Consider the following 15,649-nt stretch of genomic DNA (forward strand, 5'->3'; position numbering starts at 1 on the left):
GTGTGAAAAATGAATAGCGATAGATGATTGTATTCGAATTTATGCCCTGTTAGAAAGGCATCATATTACAGAAGTTGCACCTTTAATAACCATTTTATTAGGTGTAAAAAAGCTAACGAGCGTTAGCTTTTATTTTTTACTGAATCTATAGAAGGGAGGTATGAGTAATGTGATGAAATATGAAAAGTTTACATAACTCTTATGGCTTGGCGGGATAACTTGGCAGGATGACTGTACCGGCTATCGAGCTTTATGTTTTTCTCTTTCTTAGGTCCCGCACTAGGTAGGAGTTATTGGGGCCTCGTTTAATTTCAAAAAGATCAATGGCTTTTATCAGGCTGCTCAAGTTTCTATAACCGTAGTTTCTGGTGTCGAATGATGTTTTGTTGGATATGTGAGATCCGACAGGCCCCAGTGCCGACCAGCCATTATCTTCGGCGGTTGCGGCAATGGCTTGGCGCAGCAAGTTAATTAGTTTTGTGTCGGATTTAATATTTTTTGGTTTCTCTTGGTTTGAGTCAGTGGTGCTTTGATCTTGGTCTAAAAATAGAAACTTGGAGCAGGCATTTACAAACGGCTCTGGTGTTTTTCTCTCACCGAACCCCAGCACGACTTTTCCTTCTGCCAGAGCTCGAACTACCATCGGTGTAAAGTCGCAATCGGAAGATACAAAACACATAACATCAATGTCTTTTGTATACATGACATCCATGGCATCAATGACTAGTGCAATATCGGAGGCGTTTTTTCCCTTAGATAGGTCGTATTGCTGTATAGGTTGAATGGCATATTCATGCAAAAGATCTTCCCACGGTTTGATTGAAGCTTTTTTCCAGTTGCCATATGCTTTTCTAATGGTTACAACTCCGTATTTAGCAACTTCGCTGAGCACATCCTCAAACTTGTTTGCCGGCGCGTTGTCTGCGTCGATGAAAAGTGCAATCTTTTGCTTAGAGTCGTCCATTTTAGTTTTGCCTCATGTTCGGCTATTCAGTATTGGCAGATATTTTACGCGGGAATCGTCACATTGGGGTGGAATGGTTAGTTATATAAATTCTACGGAAACTATACGCTAAGAGGGCGCTTATCCGCCCTCTTGCGGGTTTGTATTTTAGCTATTGCGCAATCAACTGATACTGCTGATTGGTCGCCCCGGGCAAACACTCCCATTGGATCAGGTTGGCGCCATCGGCGGTGTCATTGGCGTTGACGTCGAGGCATTTCTGGCTCAGCCGGTTGATGATTCTCCAGCGACCATCGCCAGCGCTTTGAAAGCGATACTGCTGATTTTCGCCGCCCCAGTAATTCCAGAGCATTGCGTTAGCGCCATTGGCGGTGGAGAGTGAGTCGATATCCAGCCCTAAGGTTGGTGCATTTGCGGGAGAAATGCGGTGGTAGTCGCCATCGACCTGAGAAATGTTCCATTTTTGGCAGTCGTTATTGAGCCAGCTCCATTGCTGTACGTTGGTGCCATCGGCGTTGCCACAATTGGCGGTGTCGAGGGCTTTGCTGCTGTGCAGCGGTACGATCCGGTACACGCCGTTAACGGTGCCGTTGTTATTGCCGCCACCGCCGTTACCCGGCGGGGTTCCCACTTGCGCGCAACCCGATACGTTTAAGCTTGAGCTGTTGGTGCGTACCAGTTGGCAGTTGGGGTTGCCGTTGGCCACGCGGCCACTCACCACATGGGTGTTGCTGGCGTCTTCGAGAAATATGCCATGGGACGTGCTGGATTCGATATCGACATAATTAACGGTGGTGCCGTTACTGCCGGAAACGCTAAAAAAACCGCGCCCAGAGTTGCGTGAGTAAACGCTGTTAACCGTGACGTTGGGGCCGTTGTTGTTGGCAACGCGGAACGTGGCGTAACCACCGCCGTAGTTGTTGTAGTGGCCAGTGACATTGCCCACGGTACCGTTGCGCGAGTTGTTTAACAGCACGCCCGAGCCGCCGTTGTTGGTGACGGTAACATCGCCGATGGTAAAGCCATCAATGCCGTAGGTTTCCAGGCCGTGACCTTTGGCGCCGTTAATATTGATGTTGCCGGCCACGGTTAAGTTGCTGGCCGGTGCGGTAGAGGAGTCTACCCGGATACCGAGGCCCACGGGGTTGTTGTTGCTCAAATCCATGGTGATGTTCTCGAGCGTGACGTTAGAGCAGCCCCGGAACCAAACACCATAGCGCGGGTTACCCACCACATGCAGATTGCGCACGGTAATGTTGTTGCGCCGGTCGCAGTACACGGGCACCACCAGCTCGCCGCCGTTGGCGTTTACCTGATGGCCGTGAAAATCCAGCGTTTGTCCGGCTTGCGGGCGTATTGCATAGACCTGGCCGCCATCGCTGCCGCTGGCGCCCGAGTTTCGAATATTGACGGTGCCAGAGCCCATATTGTTAATGGCGGCATTGATTGCATCAAAGTAACGGTTGCCGTTGTAAACACTGTTGCCCTCGACGCGCGCGAGCCAGCTACCGTTGGTGTAAGTGACTTCGGCGTCGGCCAGTGCTTGCGCGGAGAGTGCCACTAAGGTGGCGGTGAGTGCAGAGCGAATAAAAATAGAACGGTTTATACGAGACATAAGCTATCCCTATCATGATCGGATTTATGAGCCCGGTGAGAGCTTGGCCAATCATCCTTAGCGCCCAAAGGGCCAGGTACTGCGATTGTTATTGTGTTTCCCACAGGGGGTTATTGTGATGCCGGGTCAGTCGGCGGAGACAGACTAACCTATAGATGCGCTTATTTATAATATTATAGTTTTATTGTGTGACGCTGCGCACAAGGCAGCGGCGGGCTGAAGGCTTAGCTAAAAGGACGTTTTGCTGAGCGGCTGCCGGTGGGTTAACTCGTCTGTGTGGCTTTAGCGGTACGAGTGGTAGGCGCGGTAGGTGTTGCGAATGGCGAGTTGCTGAAAAGGTGTACCACCGCTATTTTTATGGTCGACATCAATGGTATGGTAATAATACTTATTGCGGGCTTTGGCACATAATAACGCTCGTTCACCGATAAAAACTCAAATAAAATGTTGCTATTCTATCGCAAGACTTCGGTGGCCCTACTGATACTCTTGATGCTGACAATCGCGGTTATCTATAGCGGTTTTCTGCAATCACGGACGAGTGTGGCGCTCTTCCCGGCTAAAGATCCGGCGCTGCCCTGGGCGCCGGCCATTGAGCCTGTGGCTCCGGTGGGCGATACCCGGCTGGAGCTTAAAAGCGAGGTCGGTACGATTGATTACGAGTTCACTCTGGACTCAGAGCAGCTGTTCCCTTACACGCACTACTCCTTCTATTTTATTCAGCCCGACCTCGCCTATCGCCTGGTTGACCTTACGGCGTATGACCACGCCTCGTTTAGGGTGTTGTGTGACCCGCGCAATGTATTGCTGTTTGTGTTGTTCAGTTTTGACGACAAGGTCACCGACCCCTTCCGGCCGGAAACCCGGCGAGTGTCGTCGCTGGCGTTTTCCTGCAATGCGCACTGGCAAGAGGTCACCATCGATTTTGATGAGCTGAGCACACCCTACTGGTGGCTGGATCGCTATGGCTTTGAGGTCAGTGATACTGGCTATCAGCTCGATAAAACCATGGGGTTGGCTTTTGTGAATTCGCTGCAGAGCCCAATGGATCAGACTTCTCGGGTGCGAATTGCCGATGTAGTGCTCAAGGGTACTCAGCCGTTTTATCTGTATTCGGCGATAGCGGTCACAGCGCTTGGTTGGTTGTTGTTTACGGTCTGGGCGGTTCGGCTGTATGTGCGCTCGCTTACGAGCGGCTTAAAAGAAAAGGTGAAGTTAGACCAGCCGCTAATGGCCTATAAAAAGCTCTCGATCGAGCCTCAGCGAGACAAAGAAAAAGATACACTGCTGCGTTACGTTGCCACTGAGTATGCCAGCTCGGAGTTGAGCCTTGAAAACACCGCTGCCACCCTTGGGATTAACCGGACCAAGATTAACGATATTCTGAAAGAGGAGCTAGGCCTTACCTTCACCGCTTATTTAAAGAAGCTGCGCTTGACCGAGGCGGCGCGGCTATTGTCCGAGTCCAGAGAGGCAAATATCTCTGAAGTGGCCTATTGGGTGGGTTACAACAACGTCTCGTATTTTAACAAATTGTTTAAAGCGGAATATGGCTGTACGCCTAAAACGTTTCAAACCCTGTGTCGTGAAAAGGGCCGCTGTTTATAGTGTGGCGCAAGACTCTTTTTGTTGGCGGATAATTTTTTGAATTAATGACAGCATTTTTGTCACATCCTACATAGTGCTAAGAACCCAGCCATAATTGCCATCTTACCTAGCTTCATTTTTCTATGCTCACTGCTCCTTAGCCGTGGCCGATGTGTCAGTCACGGCCATAATATTTAATAAAATAGGTGAAAAAATGAAGCTGATGCCCACGAGGTTATTAACCTCTACTGTATTTGCCGGCCTGTGCGCGGCGATACCGCTAAGCGCTTTAGCGGACAACCCAATAGTTTCTCATGTTTACACGGCAGACCCCGCTGCCAGAGTCATCGATGGGCGGGTCTATGTGGTGGTAACGCACGATCAAGATGACCAATCCGATTATAGCCAGCTGGTCGATTATTATCTGTTCTCGTCCAGTGATATGGTCAACTGGCAAGATCACGGCATTATCTGGAATTCACAATCCGATAGTCCGTGGGCGAATTTGGCCTACGCGCCGGACTTTATTGAGCGCAATGGCCGCTATTATTTGTACTACCCCGATGGCGCGAATGCGATTGGTGTTGCAGTGGCCGACAACCCGGAAGGCCCCTATACCGACCCGTTGGGTGCACCTCTGGTGGATCGCAATACCCCCAACGCTAACGTCGACTGGGTGTTTGACCCGGGTGTATTTATCGATGATAACGGCCAGGCTTATCTTTACTTTGGTGGCGGTGGCCCCGGCAATGCGCGAGTCATTCGGTTAAACAATGACATGGTGAGTACTAACGGTGCGGCTATATCGATCGACGCGCCTAACTTTTTTGAAGCGCTCTCGATGAATAAGCGCAACGGCACTTATTATTTGACCTATTCCACGAATACCAGTGGTGGCCTCAGCATCGATTACATGACCAGTAACAACCCAACCACCGGGTTTACCCACCAGGGTACGATTTTGCCAAACCCGTGGGAAAACAATAACAATAATAATCACCAGTCACTGGTGCAGTTTGAAGACCAGTGGTACATCTTTTATCACAACCGCGCTGTCGCCAACGAGCGCGGTGCCAGTACCTATCAGCGCTCGATCAATGTTGACCGGCTGTACTTTAATGGCAACGGTTCTATCCAGCCAGTTGTCGCCGGCCCAGAGGGCGTACCCCAGATCGCCGCGGTAGACGCGTTTGCCCTCAATCAGGCCGAAACTTTCGATACTGAAAATGGCATTGAAGCCGCTCCTGCAAGCGAAGGCACACTTAATTTAGAGATGGGCCCGGGTGATTGGGTGAAAATCTCGGATGTTGATTTTGGCTCCGGTGCCACGGGTATGGATGCTCGCGTCGCTGCCAACATCAACTCTGGCTTAGAGATTGTGCTCGACGATGTGGGCAACCAACCCATAGCAACCCTTGAGGTGAGCAACACGGGCGGATGGCAAAGCTGGCAAACGCAGTCGGTCGCGTTTGCCAGCGTTACGGGCACGCACGATGTGTATCTTCGCTCTACCGCTGGACACAATTTGAATTGGTATCGGTTCACCGGGGGTAGTGGCTCCTCAAGCAGTGCCAGCTCCAGCAGTTCGGATGCGTCGTCGTCCGATGGGGGCGCCGATAGCAATGTGGTGGGTAGCATTGAGCTGACCAACGACTGGGGCGGCGGTTATTGTGCCACGCTGAACGTTACCAACAACACCGCCAGCGCCGTAGATTGGACCCTCAGTATTGCTGTTGATGGCACGGTGACCGATCTGTGGAATGGCGAATGGAGCCAGAGCGGAACGATGTTGCAAGTCTCGGGCGCGGGGTGGAATAACATACTGCAACCGGGCCAAACTGATTCCAATATTGGCTTGTGCGTCGAGCGCGGTAACGCGTCATCGTCGGTGAGTTCCTCAAGCAGTCAGTCGTCCAGTGAGCAGTCTTCCAGCGTGCCCGGTGGCGATAACATTGCCGACAACGGTGGTGTGGAGAGTGGTTTAACTAACTGGTCCGTTACCGCCGGTGATATTACCCGCAGTACTCAGCAGGCGCGCAGTGGTGCAGCGAGTGCGCTGATTTCCGCCCGCACAGATACCTGGCACGGGCTGACATTTGCGCCAGCCGGTCTGGCGAATGGCAACGACTATGATGTGTCTGTGTGGGTAAAAATGGCGGCCGGGTCTGCCGGTGCGACGGTTTATTTGACGGCAAAGCGCGTTGACGACGCCGACTCGTCCACTTACGAGGAGTACACCCGTGTGGCCGAGGCCACGGTATCGGCCAGCGGCTGGACACAGCTAAGCGGCACTTACAGCCAGAGTGGTACGGCGTTTCAGCATTTTATTATTGAATCCGATAGCACCAGTGCCAGTTACTACGCCGATGACTTTTCGGTAATCGGTGACGTGGGCGGCGGCGCAATTGACCATGACTTCTTTGTGGGCAATATCACCACTTCTGGCGGGGTTCGATCTGATTTTGTGCAGTACTGGGATCAAATTACCCCCGAAAACGAAGGCAAGTGGGGATCGGTCGAGTCATCGCGCGATCAGTACAACTGGGGCGGTCTAGATGCGGCTTACAATTACGCCCAACAAAACAATATTCCGTTTAAGCAGCACACGCTTGTTTGGGGCAGCCAGTACCCGAGCTGGATTGACTCTTTGAGCCCGGCTGAGCAGCGCGCAGAAATTGAGGAGTGGATTCGCGATTATTGCACCCGTTACCCGAATACGGAAATGATCGATGTGGTCAACGAGTCTACCCCTGGCCACGCTCCGGCTCAGTATGCAGAGCAAGCGTTCGGTAGTGACTGGATCATAAATGTGTTTGAGCTCGCGCGGCAGTATTGCCCGGATTCAATTCTGATTCTTAACGACTACAATGCCTTGAGCTGGAACAACAGCGAGTTTATCGCCATGGCTCGCCCCGCCGTCGAGGCGGGTGTCGTCGATGCGCTTGGCTTGCAAGCCCATGGGTTGGAAGGTTGGTCCTTGAGTGATTTGCGCAACAATCTGAACAACATTGCCGCTCTCGGCGTGCCGATTTATATCTCGGAATACGACATTGCTGAAGCTAATGACCAGGCGCAGTTGCAGATCATGCAACAGCAGTTTCCGATGTTCTATGATCACCCGTCAGTGGTTGGCATTACGCTCTGGGGGTATGTGGTTGGCCGCACATGGGTTGATGGTAGCGGATTGATTTACGACAACGGCTCGCCCCGTCCTGCGATGACCTGGCTGATGAATTATTTAGATCGGTAGTTTTTCTCTAACGGACGTAAACGGGGAAAAGGATTTCCCCGTTTTGAACGATTACTCTCGCCGCTATCCACTTCTTTTTACCTTATACCCGTGCAAGCCTCATCCAGGAAGTTACTGCGTCGGGTTATTATTAAGGTACAGGCTTAGCTGCGTTTACGCGCTTCGCTTTATTTATCAGGCAACCTGTCCTACCGCTAATGAATCTTTCTGATCCCGCCACTGCAGCTGATCGCTAAAGTGCAGCAAACGCATGTGGCCGGAGTAGTCTTCGACCAGCGCGGTGCAGTTTTCGATCCAGTCGCCGGTGTTGCAGTAGCGAATACCGTTGCTCTCGGTGAGCGCGGGGTAGTGAATATGGCCGCAAATCACACCGTCAAAGCCGCGTCGGCGCGCTTCGTCGGTGGCTTCTTTTTGGTAGGTTTCAATGGCGTCTTTCGCGCCTTTGATGTTGTCTTTAATCATTCCCGCCAGCGAGAAATAGGGCCGGCCCATCCATTTGCGCCAGCGGTTGGCCCAGCGATTGATAAACAACAGTAAGCCGTAACCAATGTCGCCAAAAAATCGCGTTATATGCGTTAGGTTGATGTAAGCGTCCATGGCATCGCCGTGCATAATCAAGTAACGTTTACCGTTGGCGCAGGTGTATTCGTGTTCTTCGATAATCTCGATGGGGCCAAACAAATTGCCGGCAAAGCGGCGCATGGGCTCGTCGTGATTGCCCGGCACATAAATAACGCGGGTGCCGTTGTTGGCCATATCGTACAGTTTAAGCATTACTTGGTAATGCTCTTTGGGCCAGCGAAATTTTCGCTTAAGCGCCCACATGTCGATGATGTCACCAACCAAATACAGGGTGTCGCACTGGATACTGTCGAGAAACTCCAGTAGGTACTCGGCTTTGCAGTCGCGGTAACCCAGATGCAGATCGGAGATCCAGATAGTGCGGCCTTTGATCACAGCGCTTTGGGTGGTTTTAGCGGTCGGCTTAGCCGCCTGAGGTGAGGATGATGCGGGTGTTGCAGTGAGAGACTCGCGGGCAGTCGTCGTCATGGCTTGGCGCCTATGTCAGCTGTCTGATGGCCCAAAGTGTGAAAAACAGCGGTGACGGTTAGGCGACAATTTGGTGAAACTTTGGTGACAATCGCCCCAAGCGTAGAACTTGGGTTAAAAACGGCGGTCGCTCCGGGTTACTGCGCCTGCTTTTTTAGCAGCGACAACACAAACACCGCGCTGGTGCCCAGTACGATGGCGGGCCCGGCGGGCCAATCCCAATAGAAAGATCCGGCAAGCCCGGCGATTACCGCCAGTGCGCCAATGGCGCTGGCTAACAGGGCCATTTGTTCGGGCGTGCGCGCCAGGCGCCGAGCGGTGGCGGCGGGAATAATCAACAAAGCTGTAATCAGCAATACGCCAACGACCTTCATGGCAATGGCAATGACCAGTGCCATCAATAACATAAGCGCGGTGCGTACAGCCGTAACGGGCACGCCCTCCACGTGGGCCAGATCTTCGTGCACGGTAATCGATAGCAGCGGCCGCCATAAATAGATCAGTGCCGCCAGCACCAGCACGCCTACCAGCCAGATGGTAATAACATCCATGGCCGTGGTGGCGAGGATGTCGCCAAATAAGTAACCCATTAAGTTGATGCGACCGGGGCTGATTACGCTGATGGCCACTAAACCGAGCGCCAGAGTCGAATGCGACAAAATCCCCAGCAAGGTGTCGGTGGCCAGTTGCCTGCCGCGCTGCAGCGCCACTAACAGCAGGGCGATCAGCAAGCATCCCACGGCTACGGCGAGATTAATGTTGATATCCAGTAACAGCCCCAGGGTAACGCCCAGCAGCGCCGAGTGGGCCATGGTGTCGCCGAAATAAGCCATTCGGCGCCAGACCGCAAAACAGCCCAGCGGCCCGGATACGAGTGCGACGCCTAACCCCGCGGCCAGCGCCAGAAGTAAAAACTCAGGCATGGGGGCGGCGGTCCTTAGGCTCGTGCCGGTGATCGGCATCGGCTGTGTGATCGTGATGCAATTCGCCGCAGGCATCGTGGGCGTGATCGTGATGATGGGTATAGAGTGCGATTTGCGCCTCGGCGCGATGGCCAAACAGCTCAAGGTACGCCGGATCGGCGGTCACTTGTGACGGGTGGCCGTGACAACAGACGTGGCCGTTTAAGCACACCACCGTGTCGGTGTTTGCCATCACCAGGTGTAAATCGTGAGAGATTAACAGCACGCCGCAGCCAAGCTCGTGGCGCAGCTCGTTAATCAGGGCGTAAAGCGCCGCCTGGCCGGCGACATCGACGCCTTGAACGGGCTCATCGAGCACCAGTAATTGCGGGTTGCGCAACAGGGCGCGGGCCAGTAAAACCCGCTGAGTTTCGCCGCCGGAGAGCGCTTGCAGGTGTTGCTCTGGCAGGTGTGCGGCGCCAGTGCGAGCGAGGGCGTGATTAATGTCGGCGGCTTTGCCGCCCCCCAAGGCTAAAAAGCGTTTTACCGTCAGTGGCAGGCTGGGGTCGATATGCAGCTTTTGTGGCATGTAACCTATGCGCAAACCCGGCTGCTGTACTAGCTCGCCACGGTTATAAGGCATTAAGCCCAACAGCGCGCGCACGAACGTGGTTTTGCCGGCGCCATTGGGGCCAATCAGGGTGACGATTTCGCCCGCGTGCACGGTTAGGTCGGCGCAATCCACCAAACGGCGTTGGTTGCGAATCACCGACAACTGGCGCGCTTGCAGTAACACCTTGGGTTGGCTCACGGGGCGCGGTTGTCCGGTTGACAGTCGGGGCATAAACCAAACACTTCGAGTGACTGCGACACCACGGCAAAGCCCGCCTCGCCGGCGGCGTGCTGAATACTGTTGCTAACCGTCTGCGAGTGAATCTCTTCGGCGCGCCCGCACTCATCACACAGCAAAAAATGGCTGGCGTGGGAGTGGTCCGGGTGTGGGCAACCAATAAAAGCGTTGAGCGCACCAATGCGGTGGATCAGCTTTTGCTCCAGCAAAAAATCCAGCGCGCGGTACACCGTAGGCGGCGCCACCTGGCGCGTGGACTCGGCGGCCAGTAAATCAATCAGGGCGTAAGCGCCCAGGGGTTTATGGCTCTGCCAGATTAACGCCAGTACCTGTTTGCGCAGTGGTGTTAACCGGGCGCCGCGCTCGGCACACAGCTCAACCGCTGCCTGCAGCGCATCGCTGACGCAGTGCTGATGATTGTGGGTACTAAATGCTAGGGGAGTATTTTCCATGAGCTGAGTATAACCGATATGTTATACTATAACTATTATGTCTTTTGCCGTTCTCCTCAGGTTTATTCTATTCAGGTTTACTTTATGTCCCGCTCAATCTGCGCCAGATTTCTATTATTGCTAGCGTTACTGGCGTCCGGCGCGATAGCGCGCGAGCAACCGGTACAGCTAATGGTGAGTATTAAGCCGCTGGCGTTAATTGCCGAGCGAATTGCGGGTGACGAGGCTCAGGTGCAAACACTGCTGCCGGCGGGGGTTTCGCCCCATGAGTTCGCCCTTCGGGTATCGGATATGCGGTTGATTCGTCGCGCCGATTTAGCTCTGTGGGTAGGGCCCGCTTTAGAGGGTTTTTTGCAAAAGCCGCTGGCGGGGTTAGCCCCGCACACCGTTGTGACGGCGGCGGAGCTCGACGCGATTGTCTGGCCTGCCGCGCGCGGTGCCGGGCACTCGGCGCAAGCAGGGCACGAGGGTCACACCCACGAGCACGATCGGGACCCGCATGTTTGGCTAAACCCCGATAACGCACTCATTATTGCTCGCGAGCTGGCACAGCGTCTGGGTCAGTTGCGCCCGGCACAGGCACAGGTGTTTAGTCGGCGAGCGGCGCAGTTTGCCGAAGAGCTGGCTGTGCTGGATCGGCAAATAACGCTCCAGCTTGAGCCGGTTAAAGATCGGGGGTTCGCCGTTTATCACGACGGTTATCGCCACTTTGTTGCCCGTTACCAGCTAAAACAGGTCGATTATGTCACGTTAACGCCCGAGCGGCGGCCCGGTGCAAGGCACTTATACGAGCTGGAAAAACACTTGCAGAGCGAAGCGGTTTGTTTGTTTGTCGAGCCCTATGCCGACACAGCGGCGGCTTCGGCGTTAGCGGAGCGTGCAGGCTTGCGCACCGGCATCCTGGATCCGCTGGCCAGCGACGTATCAATACTGGATTATCGCGGCTTAATGACAGGGTTGGCAGCGGTATTAGCGGGTTGTTTGCAAGGGGCAAATGCGTAGGGGGAAAAGTCTGGAGTGTAGCGACAAAAAAACCGTTGGCTGTTCACATTCTGCAGTAACTCGCGTTGCCCGGCTTGGCCGCCGCGGGGTTTCTGCTTGGTGAACAACCAAAGCTTTTCAATCAGTCATTAATCTTGTCAATCATCAAATCTTACGCCGATTTCCGTATCGTTATCGATCTGTCCAATCACGCTGTAGCGCGCAACCTAAGCTAACGCGTGGGCGCTAGTTGGTCGTGCTTCAGGCTGAGCTGTTGTTACAGGCTCAGCTCTTGTTGCATTTTTTCGTTGAACTTCTCATTGATCTTGGCGCTTAACTTGTCGGCAATCGCGTCGGTTTTGTCAGTAAAATCAACATCAATCACTTTCAGTTCGTTGTCCGCCAAATCTTGCTCTGATTTAACATTGATGGCTTGAGCCGTTTGATTGGCAGCCAGGGTAAGGCTGTTATCAGCTTGCTCGGTGGCGTTATCTGCAATTGCGCCGGTGGCAAAAAGTAATCCTGCCAGTAATACACCATAGGTCTTCATAAGATCCCTCCGTTGGTTTAGGTGACGTAACGCGGCGGTGTGTCGCGTTACGGTTATCGTAATCGACCGCTTGTGGCGGTCTGTTACCATCTGTTACGTATGGTAACACAGTGGGCGGTTTAGTCCATAGCACTTCTTGATTTATCTGTAAAATAATAGAGAAGTGTGCTCTAAGTCTTCGTTTTTTCGGGTTTTACTGGGTGAAGTGGGCGTTTTTTGATCGGTAACACTTGCGGTAACCGATGGCGGTGGGCGTGAATGGTCAAAGAGATGCGCGAGCCTTTGGTGTATCCTTGCGCTTGCCCTGGCCGGCTTTGGGCGAATAAAAGCCTGAATAGGCCTGAGCCCCTTTGGGGCGACTCTGCACCAGCACCACGAATACGCTACACGAGACAAATTTATGAGCGATCAAAACCCCATCGTCTTAGTGGACGGCTCTTCTTACTTGTACCGCGCTTATCACGCGCTGCCACCGTTAAATAATTCCCGTGGCCAGCCGACCGGGGCGGTAAAAGGTGTGATCAGCATGTTGCGACGGTTGCTAAAAGATTATCCCGATAGCCCAGTCGCTGTGGTGTTTGACGCTAAAGGCAAAACGTTTCGCGATGAGCTGTTTGCGGAATACAAAGCTCAGCGCCCACCGATGCCCGATGATATGCGCCCGCAAATTGAGCCGATCCACAATATCGTTAAAGCGATGGGCTTGCCGCTGTTGGTAGAGGAGGGTGTAGAGGCCGACGATGTGATCGGTACACTGGCGCTGCAAGCCAAAGACGGCGGCCGCCCGGTAGTGATCTCTACCGGCGATAAAGATATGGCGCAGCTGGTGAACCACAAGGTAACGCTGGTCAATACCATGACCGGCAGTGCGTTGGATGAAGACGGCGTGAAAGAAAAGTACGGCTTTGGCCCCGAGTTGATGATCGACTTTTTAGCCTTGATGGGCGACAAGGTGGATAACATTCCCGGTGTGCCAGGGGTGGGTGAAAAAACCGCCAAGGCGCTGCTGCAGGGCGTGGGTGGGCTGGATGCCCTGTACAACAACCTGGAGGCAATCCGCGAGCTGGATTTTCGCGGCGCGAAAAAGATGCCCGAAAAGCTGGTTGAGCATCGCGACCAGGCGTATTTATCTTACGAGTTGGCCACCATTAAAGTGGATGTACCGCTGCACGTAGAGGTCAACGACATCGAGCTGGGCCAGCCCGATAAAGCCGCGCTAAAAGCGCTGTTTGAAGAGATGGAGTTTAAAACCTGGCTCGATGAGCTGGATGCCGACCCAGACGTTCCGGCAGGTGAATCAGAGCCCAAAGAGAAAGTAAGTGTTCACTACGATACCGTGTTAAGCGAGGCTGACTTTAATGCCTGGCTCGAGCGCTTAAAGGCCGCCGAGTTGTTTGCCTTTGATACCGAAACCACCAGCCTGCAGGCTATGAGTGCCGAGATTGTGGGAGTATCGTTTGCTGTCGAGCCCGGCCGCGCCGCTTATGTGCCCTTGGCTCACGATTATTTAGAGGCGCCCGAACAGCTGGATCGCGACTGGGTGCTGGGGCAGCTGAAGCCGCTACTGGAAGACGCCGCTAAAGCCAAAGTGGGGCAAAACCTAAAATACGACCGCAATGTACTGGCCAATCACGGTATTACTCTAAAAGGTATCGCCTGGGACACCATGCTGGAGTCCTACGTGCACAACTCGGTTGCCGGTCGCCATGATATGGATTCTCTGGCGCTGCGCTTTTTGAATGAAACCACCATCCACTTTGAAGATATTGCCGGCAAAGGCGCTAAGCAGCTTACCTTTAACCAAATAAAGGTAGAGGATGCCGCCCCCTACGCCGCCGAGGATGCCGACATAACCCTGCGCTTGCACGAGGCCATTTGGCCGCAGTTAGAGCAAGACGAGCCGCTGCGCAAGGTACTCATGGACATCGAGATGCCACTGGTGCCGGTGCTGGCCGATATCGAGCGCAACGGAGCTTTAGTGGATGCCAGGCAGTTGGGTGAGCAGAGCAAGGAGCTTGAAAAGCGCTTGCAGGAGCTTGAGCGCGAGGCATTTGATATTGCCGGCACTGAATTTAACTTAAGCTCCCCCAAGCAGCTGGGGGTGATTTTATTTGAAACCCTGGGTTTACCCGTTAAAAAGAAGACCAAAACCGGCGCCCCCTCTACCGCCGAAGAGGTGCTGCAAGAGCTGGCGCTCGATTACCCGCTGCCTAAGCTGCTGTTGGAGTACCGGGGGCTGGCCAAGCTTAAGTCGACCTACACCGATAAGCTGCCGAAAATGATCAACCCCGCTACCGGGCGCATTCACACCTCGTATCATCAGGCGGTGACGGCGACCGGGCGTTTGTCATCGGCAGACCCCAATTTACAGAATATCCCGATTCGCACCGAACAGGGCCGGCGCATACGCAAGGCTTTTGTCGCGCCCAAGGGCTACAAAATACTCGCCGCAGACTATTCGCAAATCGAGTTGCGGATTATGGCGCACCTGTCGGATGACGAAGGCCTACTGAGTGCGTTTAGCCAGGGGTTGGATGTGCACAAGGCCACCGCCGCCGAGGTATTTGGCACCGAGGTGGATAAAGTCACCGACGAGATGCGCCGCCGTGCCAAAGCCATTAACTTTGGTTTGATCTATGGTATGTCGGCCTTTGGCCTGGGTAAGCAGCTGGGGCTGGGGCGCAATGAAGCGCAGGGTTACATAGACCGCTATTTTGAGCGCTACCCGGGCGTCGCCCGCTACATGGACGATACCCGGGCGCTCGCCCACGCCACCGGGTATGTCGAGACCATTTTAGGGCGCCGCTTGTATCTGCCCGACATTAATGCACGCAATAAAATGTTGCAGCAAGCGGCGGAGCGAACCGCGATTAACGCCCCGATGCAGGGAACTGCCGCCGATATCATTAAAAAAGCCATGGTGAGTGTGGCCGATTGGTTGTATGAGAGTGATCTGGACGCCAGGTTGGTGATGCAGGTGCACGATGAATTGGTGCTCGAGGTTAAAGAGTCTGATCTTGAGGCTGTGCGTCAGGGCGTAACGGAACGAATGAGCGCCGCTGTGGACTTAAAAGTACCTTTATTGGTAGAGGCCGGCGCCGGAGACAGCTGGGATGAGGCCCATTAAGAGCTAAATTGGTGGGTTTTTGCGCCAAAAGCGATAAAAGTTAAAAAAACCTGAACAAAAGCTGAACTTTTCCGGTAGAGGCGACTCTCAGTAACAGCACATTGAACAGTTTGTTTTTTCATGAGCTCCTCCTCTATTGGCTAAATGCCAACTTGGCAGAATTACTTGCTGACATCAGGCCCCGATCATATGGTTGGGGCTTTTTTTATGGGGCTGATGGTAGGGCGCGTAGAGTCCAGGTTCGGAAGAGCGGTTGTAGGTGGCGGAGTTAAGACGTAGGTCACAAATTTTTACAGTTACCGATGAACTAACCAGAAACGT

At 53.5% G+C, this 15,649-nt stretch carries 12 protein-coding genes; 4 read left to right on the forward strand and 8 right to left on the reverse strand.

Annotated features, from left to right (window positions below):
- Window positions 1–250: 250 nt before the first annotated feature.
- Window positions 251–964 (reverse strand): NYN domain-containing protein, encoded by a 714-nt coding sequence (locus AAC019_RS11405; protein ID WP_339899020.1) that lies wholly within the window; start codon window positions 962–964, stop codon window positions 251–253.
- Window positions 965–1,115: 151 nt separating this feature from the next.
- Complete coding sequence (locus AAC019_RS11410; protein WP_339899022.1) at window positions 1,116–2,579, reverse strand: RICIN domain-containing protein; 1,464 nt, start codon at window positions 2,577–2,579, stop codon at window positions 1,116–1,118.
- A gap of 492 nt (window positions 2,580–3,071) precedes the next feature.
- Here AAC019_RS11410 and AAC019_RS11415 point away from each other — a divergent pair, with 492 nt between their 5' ends.
- Both AAC019_RS11415 and AAC019_RS11420 read left to right on the forward strand, forming a co-directional pair.
- Window positions 3,072–4,187 carry an AraC family transcriptional regulator gene (locus AAC019_RS11415; protein ID WP_339899024.1) on the forward strand — a complete coding sequence of 372 codons (1,116 nt, stop codon included), beginning with the start codon at window positions 3,072–3,074 and terminating at the stop codon, window positions 4,185–4,187.
- Window positions 4,188–4,380: 193 nt separating this feature from the next.
- The gene (locus AAC019_RS11420) at window positions 4,381–7,416 is read left to right on the forward strand and encodes an endo-1,4-beta-xylanase (RefSeq protein ID WP_339899026.1); all 3,036 of its coding nucleotides are present in this window, start codon (window positions 4,381–4,383) and stop codon (window positions 7,414–7,416) included.
- A 174-nt stretch (window positions 7,417–7,590) separates the two neighbouring features.
- Here AAC019_RS11420 and AAC019_RS11425 read toward each other — a convergent pair whose 3' ends face one another.
- From AAC019_RS11425 to AAC019_RS11440, 4 genes are all read right to left on the reverse strand, one after another.
- Complete coding sequence (locus tag AAC019_RS11425; protein WP_339899028.1) at window positions 7,591–8,466, reverse strand: UDP-2,3-diacylglucosamine diphosphatase; 876 nt, start codon at window positions 8,464–8,466, stop codon at window positions 7,591–7,593.
- 137 nt (window positions 8,467–8,603) lie between these two features.
- Window positions 8,604–9,389 carry a zinc ABC transporter permease subunit ZnuB gene (gene znuB, locus AAC019_RS11430; RefSeq protein WP_339899029.1) on the reverse strand — a complete coding sequence of 262 codons (786 nt, stop codon included), beginning with the start codon at window positions 9,387–9,389 and terminating at the stop codon, window positions 8,604–8,606.
- Entirely contained in the window at window positions 9,382–10,212 is an 831-nt protein-coding gene (znuC, locus tag AAC019_RS11435; RefSeq protein WP_339899030.1) for a zinc ABC transporter ATP-binding protein ZnuC, read from the reverse strand. Before znuC ends, znuB begins: the two co-directional genes overlap by 8 nt.
- Window positions 10,176–10,670, reverse strand: coding sequence for a Fur family transcriptional regulator (locus tag AAC019_RS11440; RefSeq protein WP_339899031.1), 495 nt, complete (start codon window positions 10,668–10,670; stop codon window positions 10,176–10,178). Before AAC019_RS11440 ends, znuC begins: the two co-directional genes overlap by 37 nt.
- An 84-nt stretch (window positions 10,671–10,754) precedes the next feature.
- Here AAC019_RS11440 and AAC019_RS11445 point away from each other — a divergent pair, with 84 nt between their 5' ends.
- Complete coding sequence (locus AAC019_RS11445) at window positions 10,755–11,672, forward strand: zinc ABC transporter substrate-binding protein (RefSeq protein WP_339899032.1); 918 nt, start codon at window positions 10,755–10,757, stop codon at window positions 11,670–11,672.
- A 256-nt stretch (window positions 11,673–11,928) separates the two neighbouring features.
- Here AAC019_RS11445 and AAC019_RS11450 read toward each other — a convergent pair whose 3' ends face one another.
- Window positions 11,929–12,201 carry a hypothetical protein gene (locus AAC019_RS11450; RefSeq protein ID WP_339899033.1) on the reverse strand — a complete coding sequence of 91 codons (273 nt, stop codon included), beginning with the start codon at window positions 12,199–12,201 and terminating at the stop codon, window positions 11,929–11,931.
- 400 nt (window positions 12,202–12,601) lie between these two features.
- On the opposite strand from AAC019_RS11450, the gene polA reads away from it, so the two are divergent.
- Window positions 12,602–15,328, forward strand: a complete 2,727-nt coding sequence (gene polA / locus AAC019_RS11455) for a DNA polymerase I (RefSeq protein WP_339899034.1) — start codon at window positions 12,602–12,604, stop codon at window positions 15,326–15,328.
- Here polA and AAC019_RS11460 read toward each other — a convergent pair.
- Complete coding sequence (locus tag AAC019_RS11460; RefSeq protein WP_339899035.1) at window positions 15,325–15,450, reverse strand: hypothetical protein; 126 nt, start codon at window positions 15,448–15,450, stop codon at window positions 15,325–15,327. The two genes, polA and AAC019_RS11460, sit on opposite strands and share 4 nt — an antisense overlap.
- Window positions 15,451–15,649 lie beyond the last annotated feature (199 nt).

The sequence above is a fragment of the uncultured Gilvimarinus sp. genome, assembly GCF_963975215.1.
Taxonomy (GTDB): Bacteria; Pseudomonadota; Gammaproteobacteria; order Pseudomonadales; family Cellvibrionaceae; genus Gilvimarinus.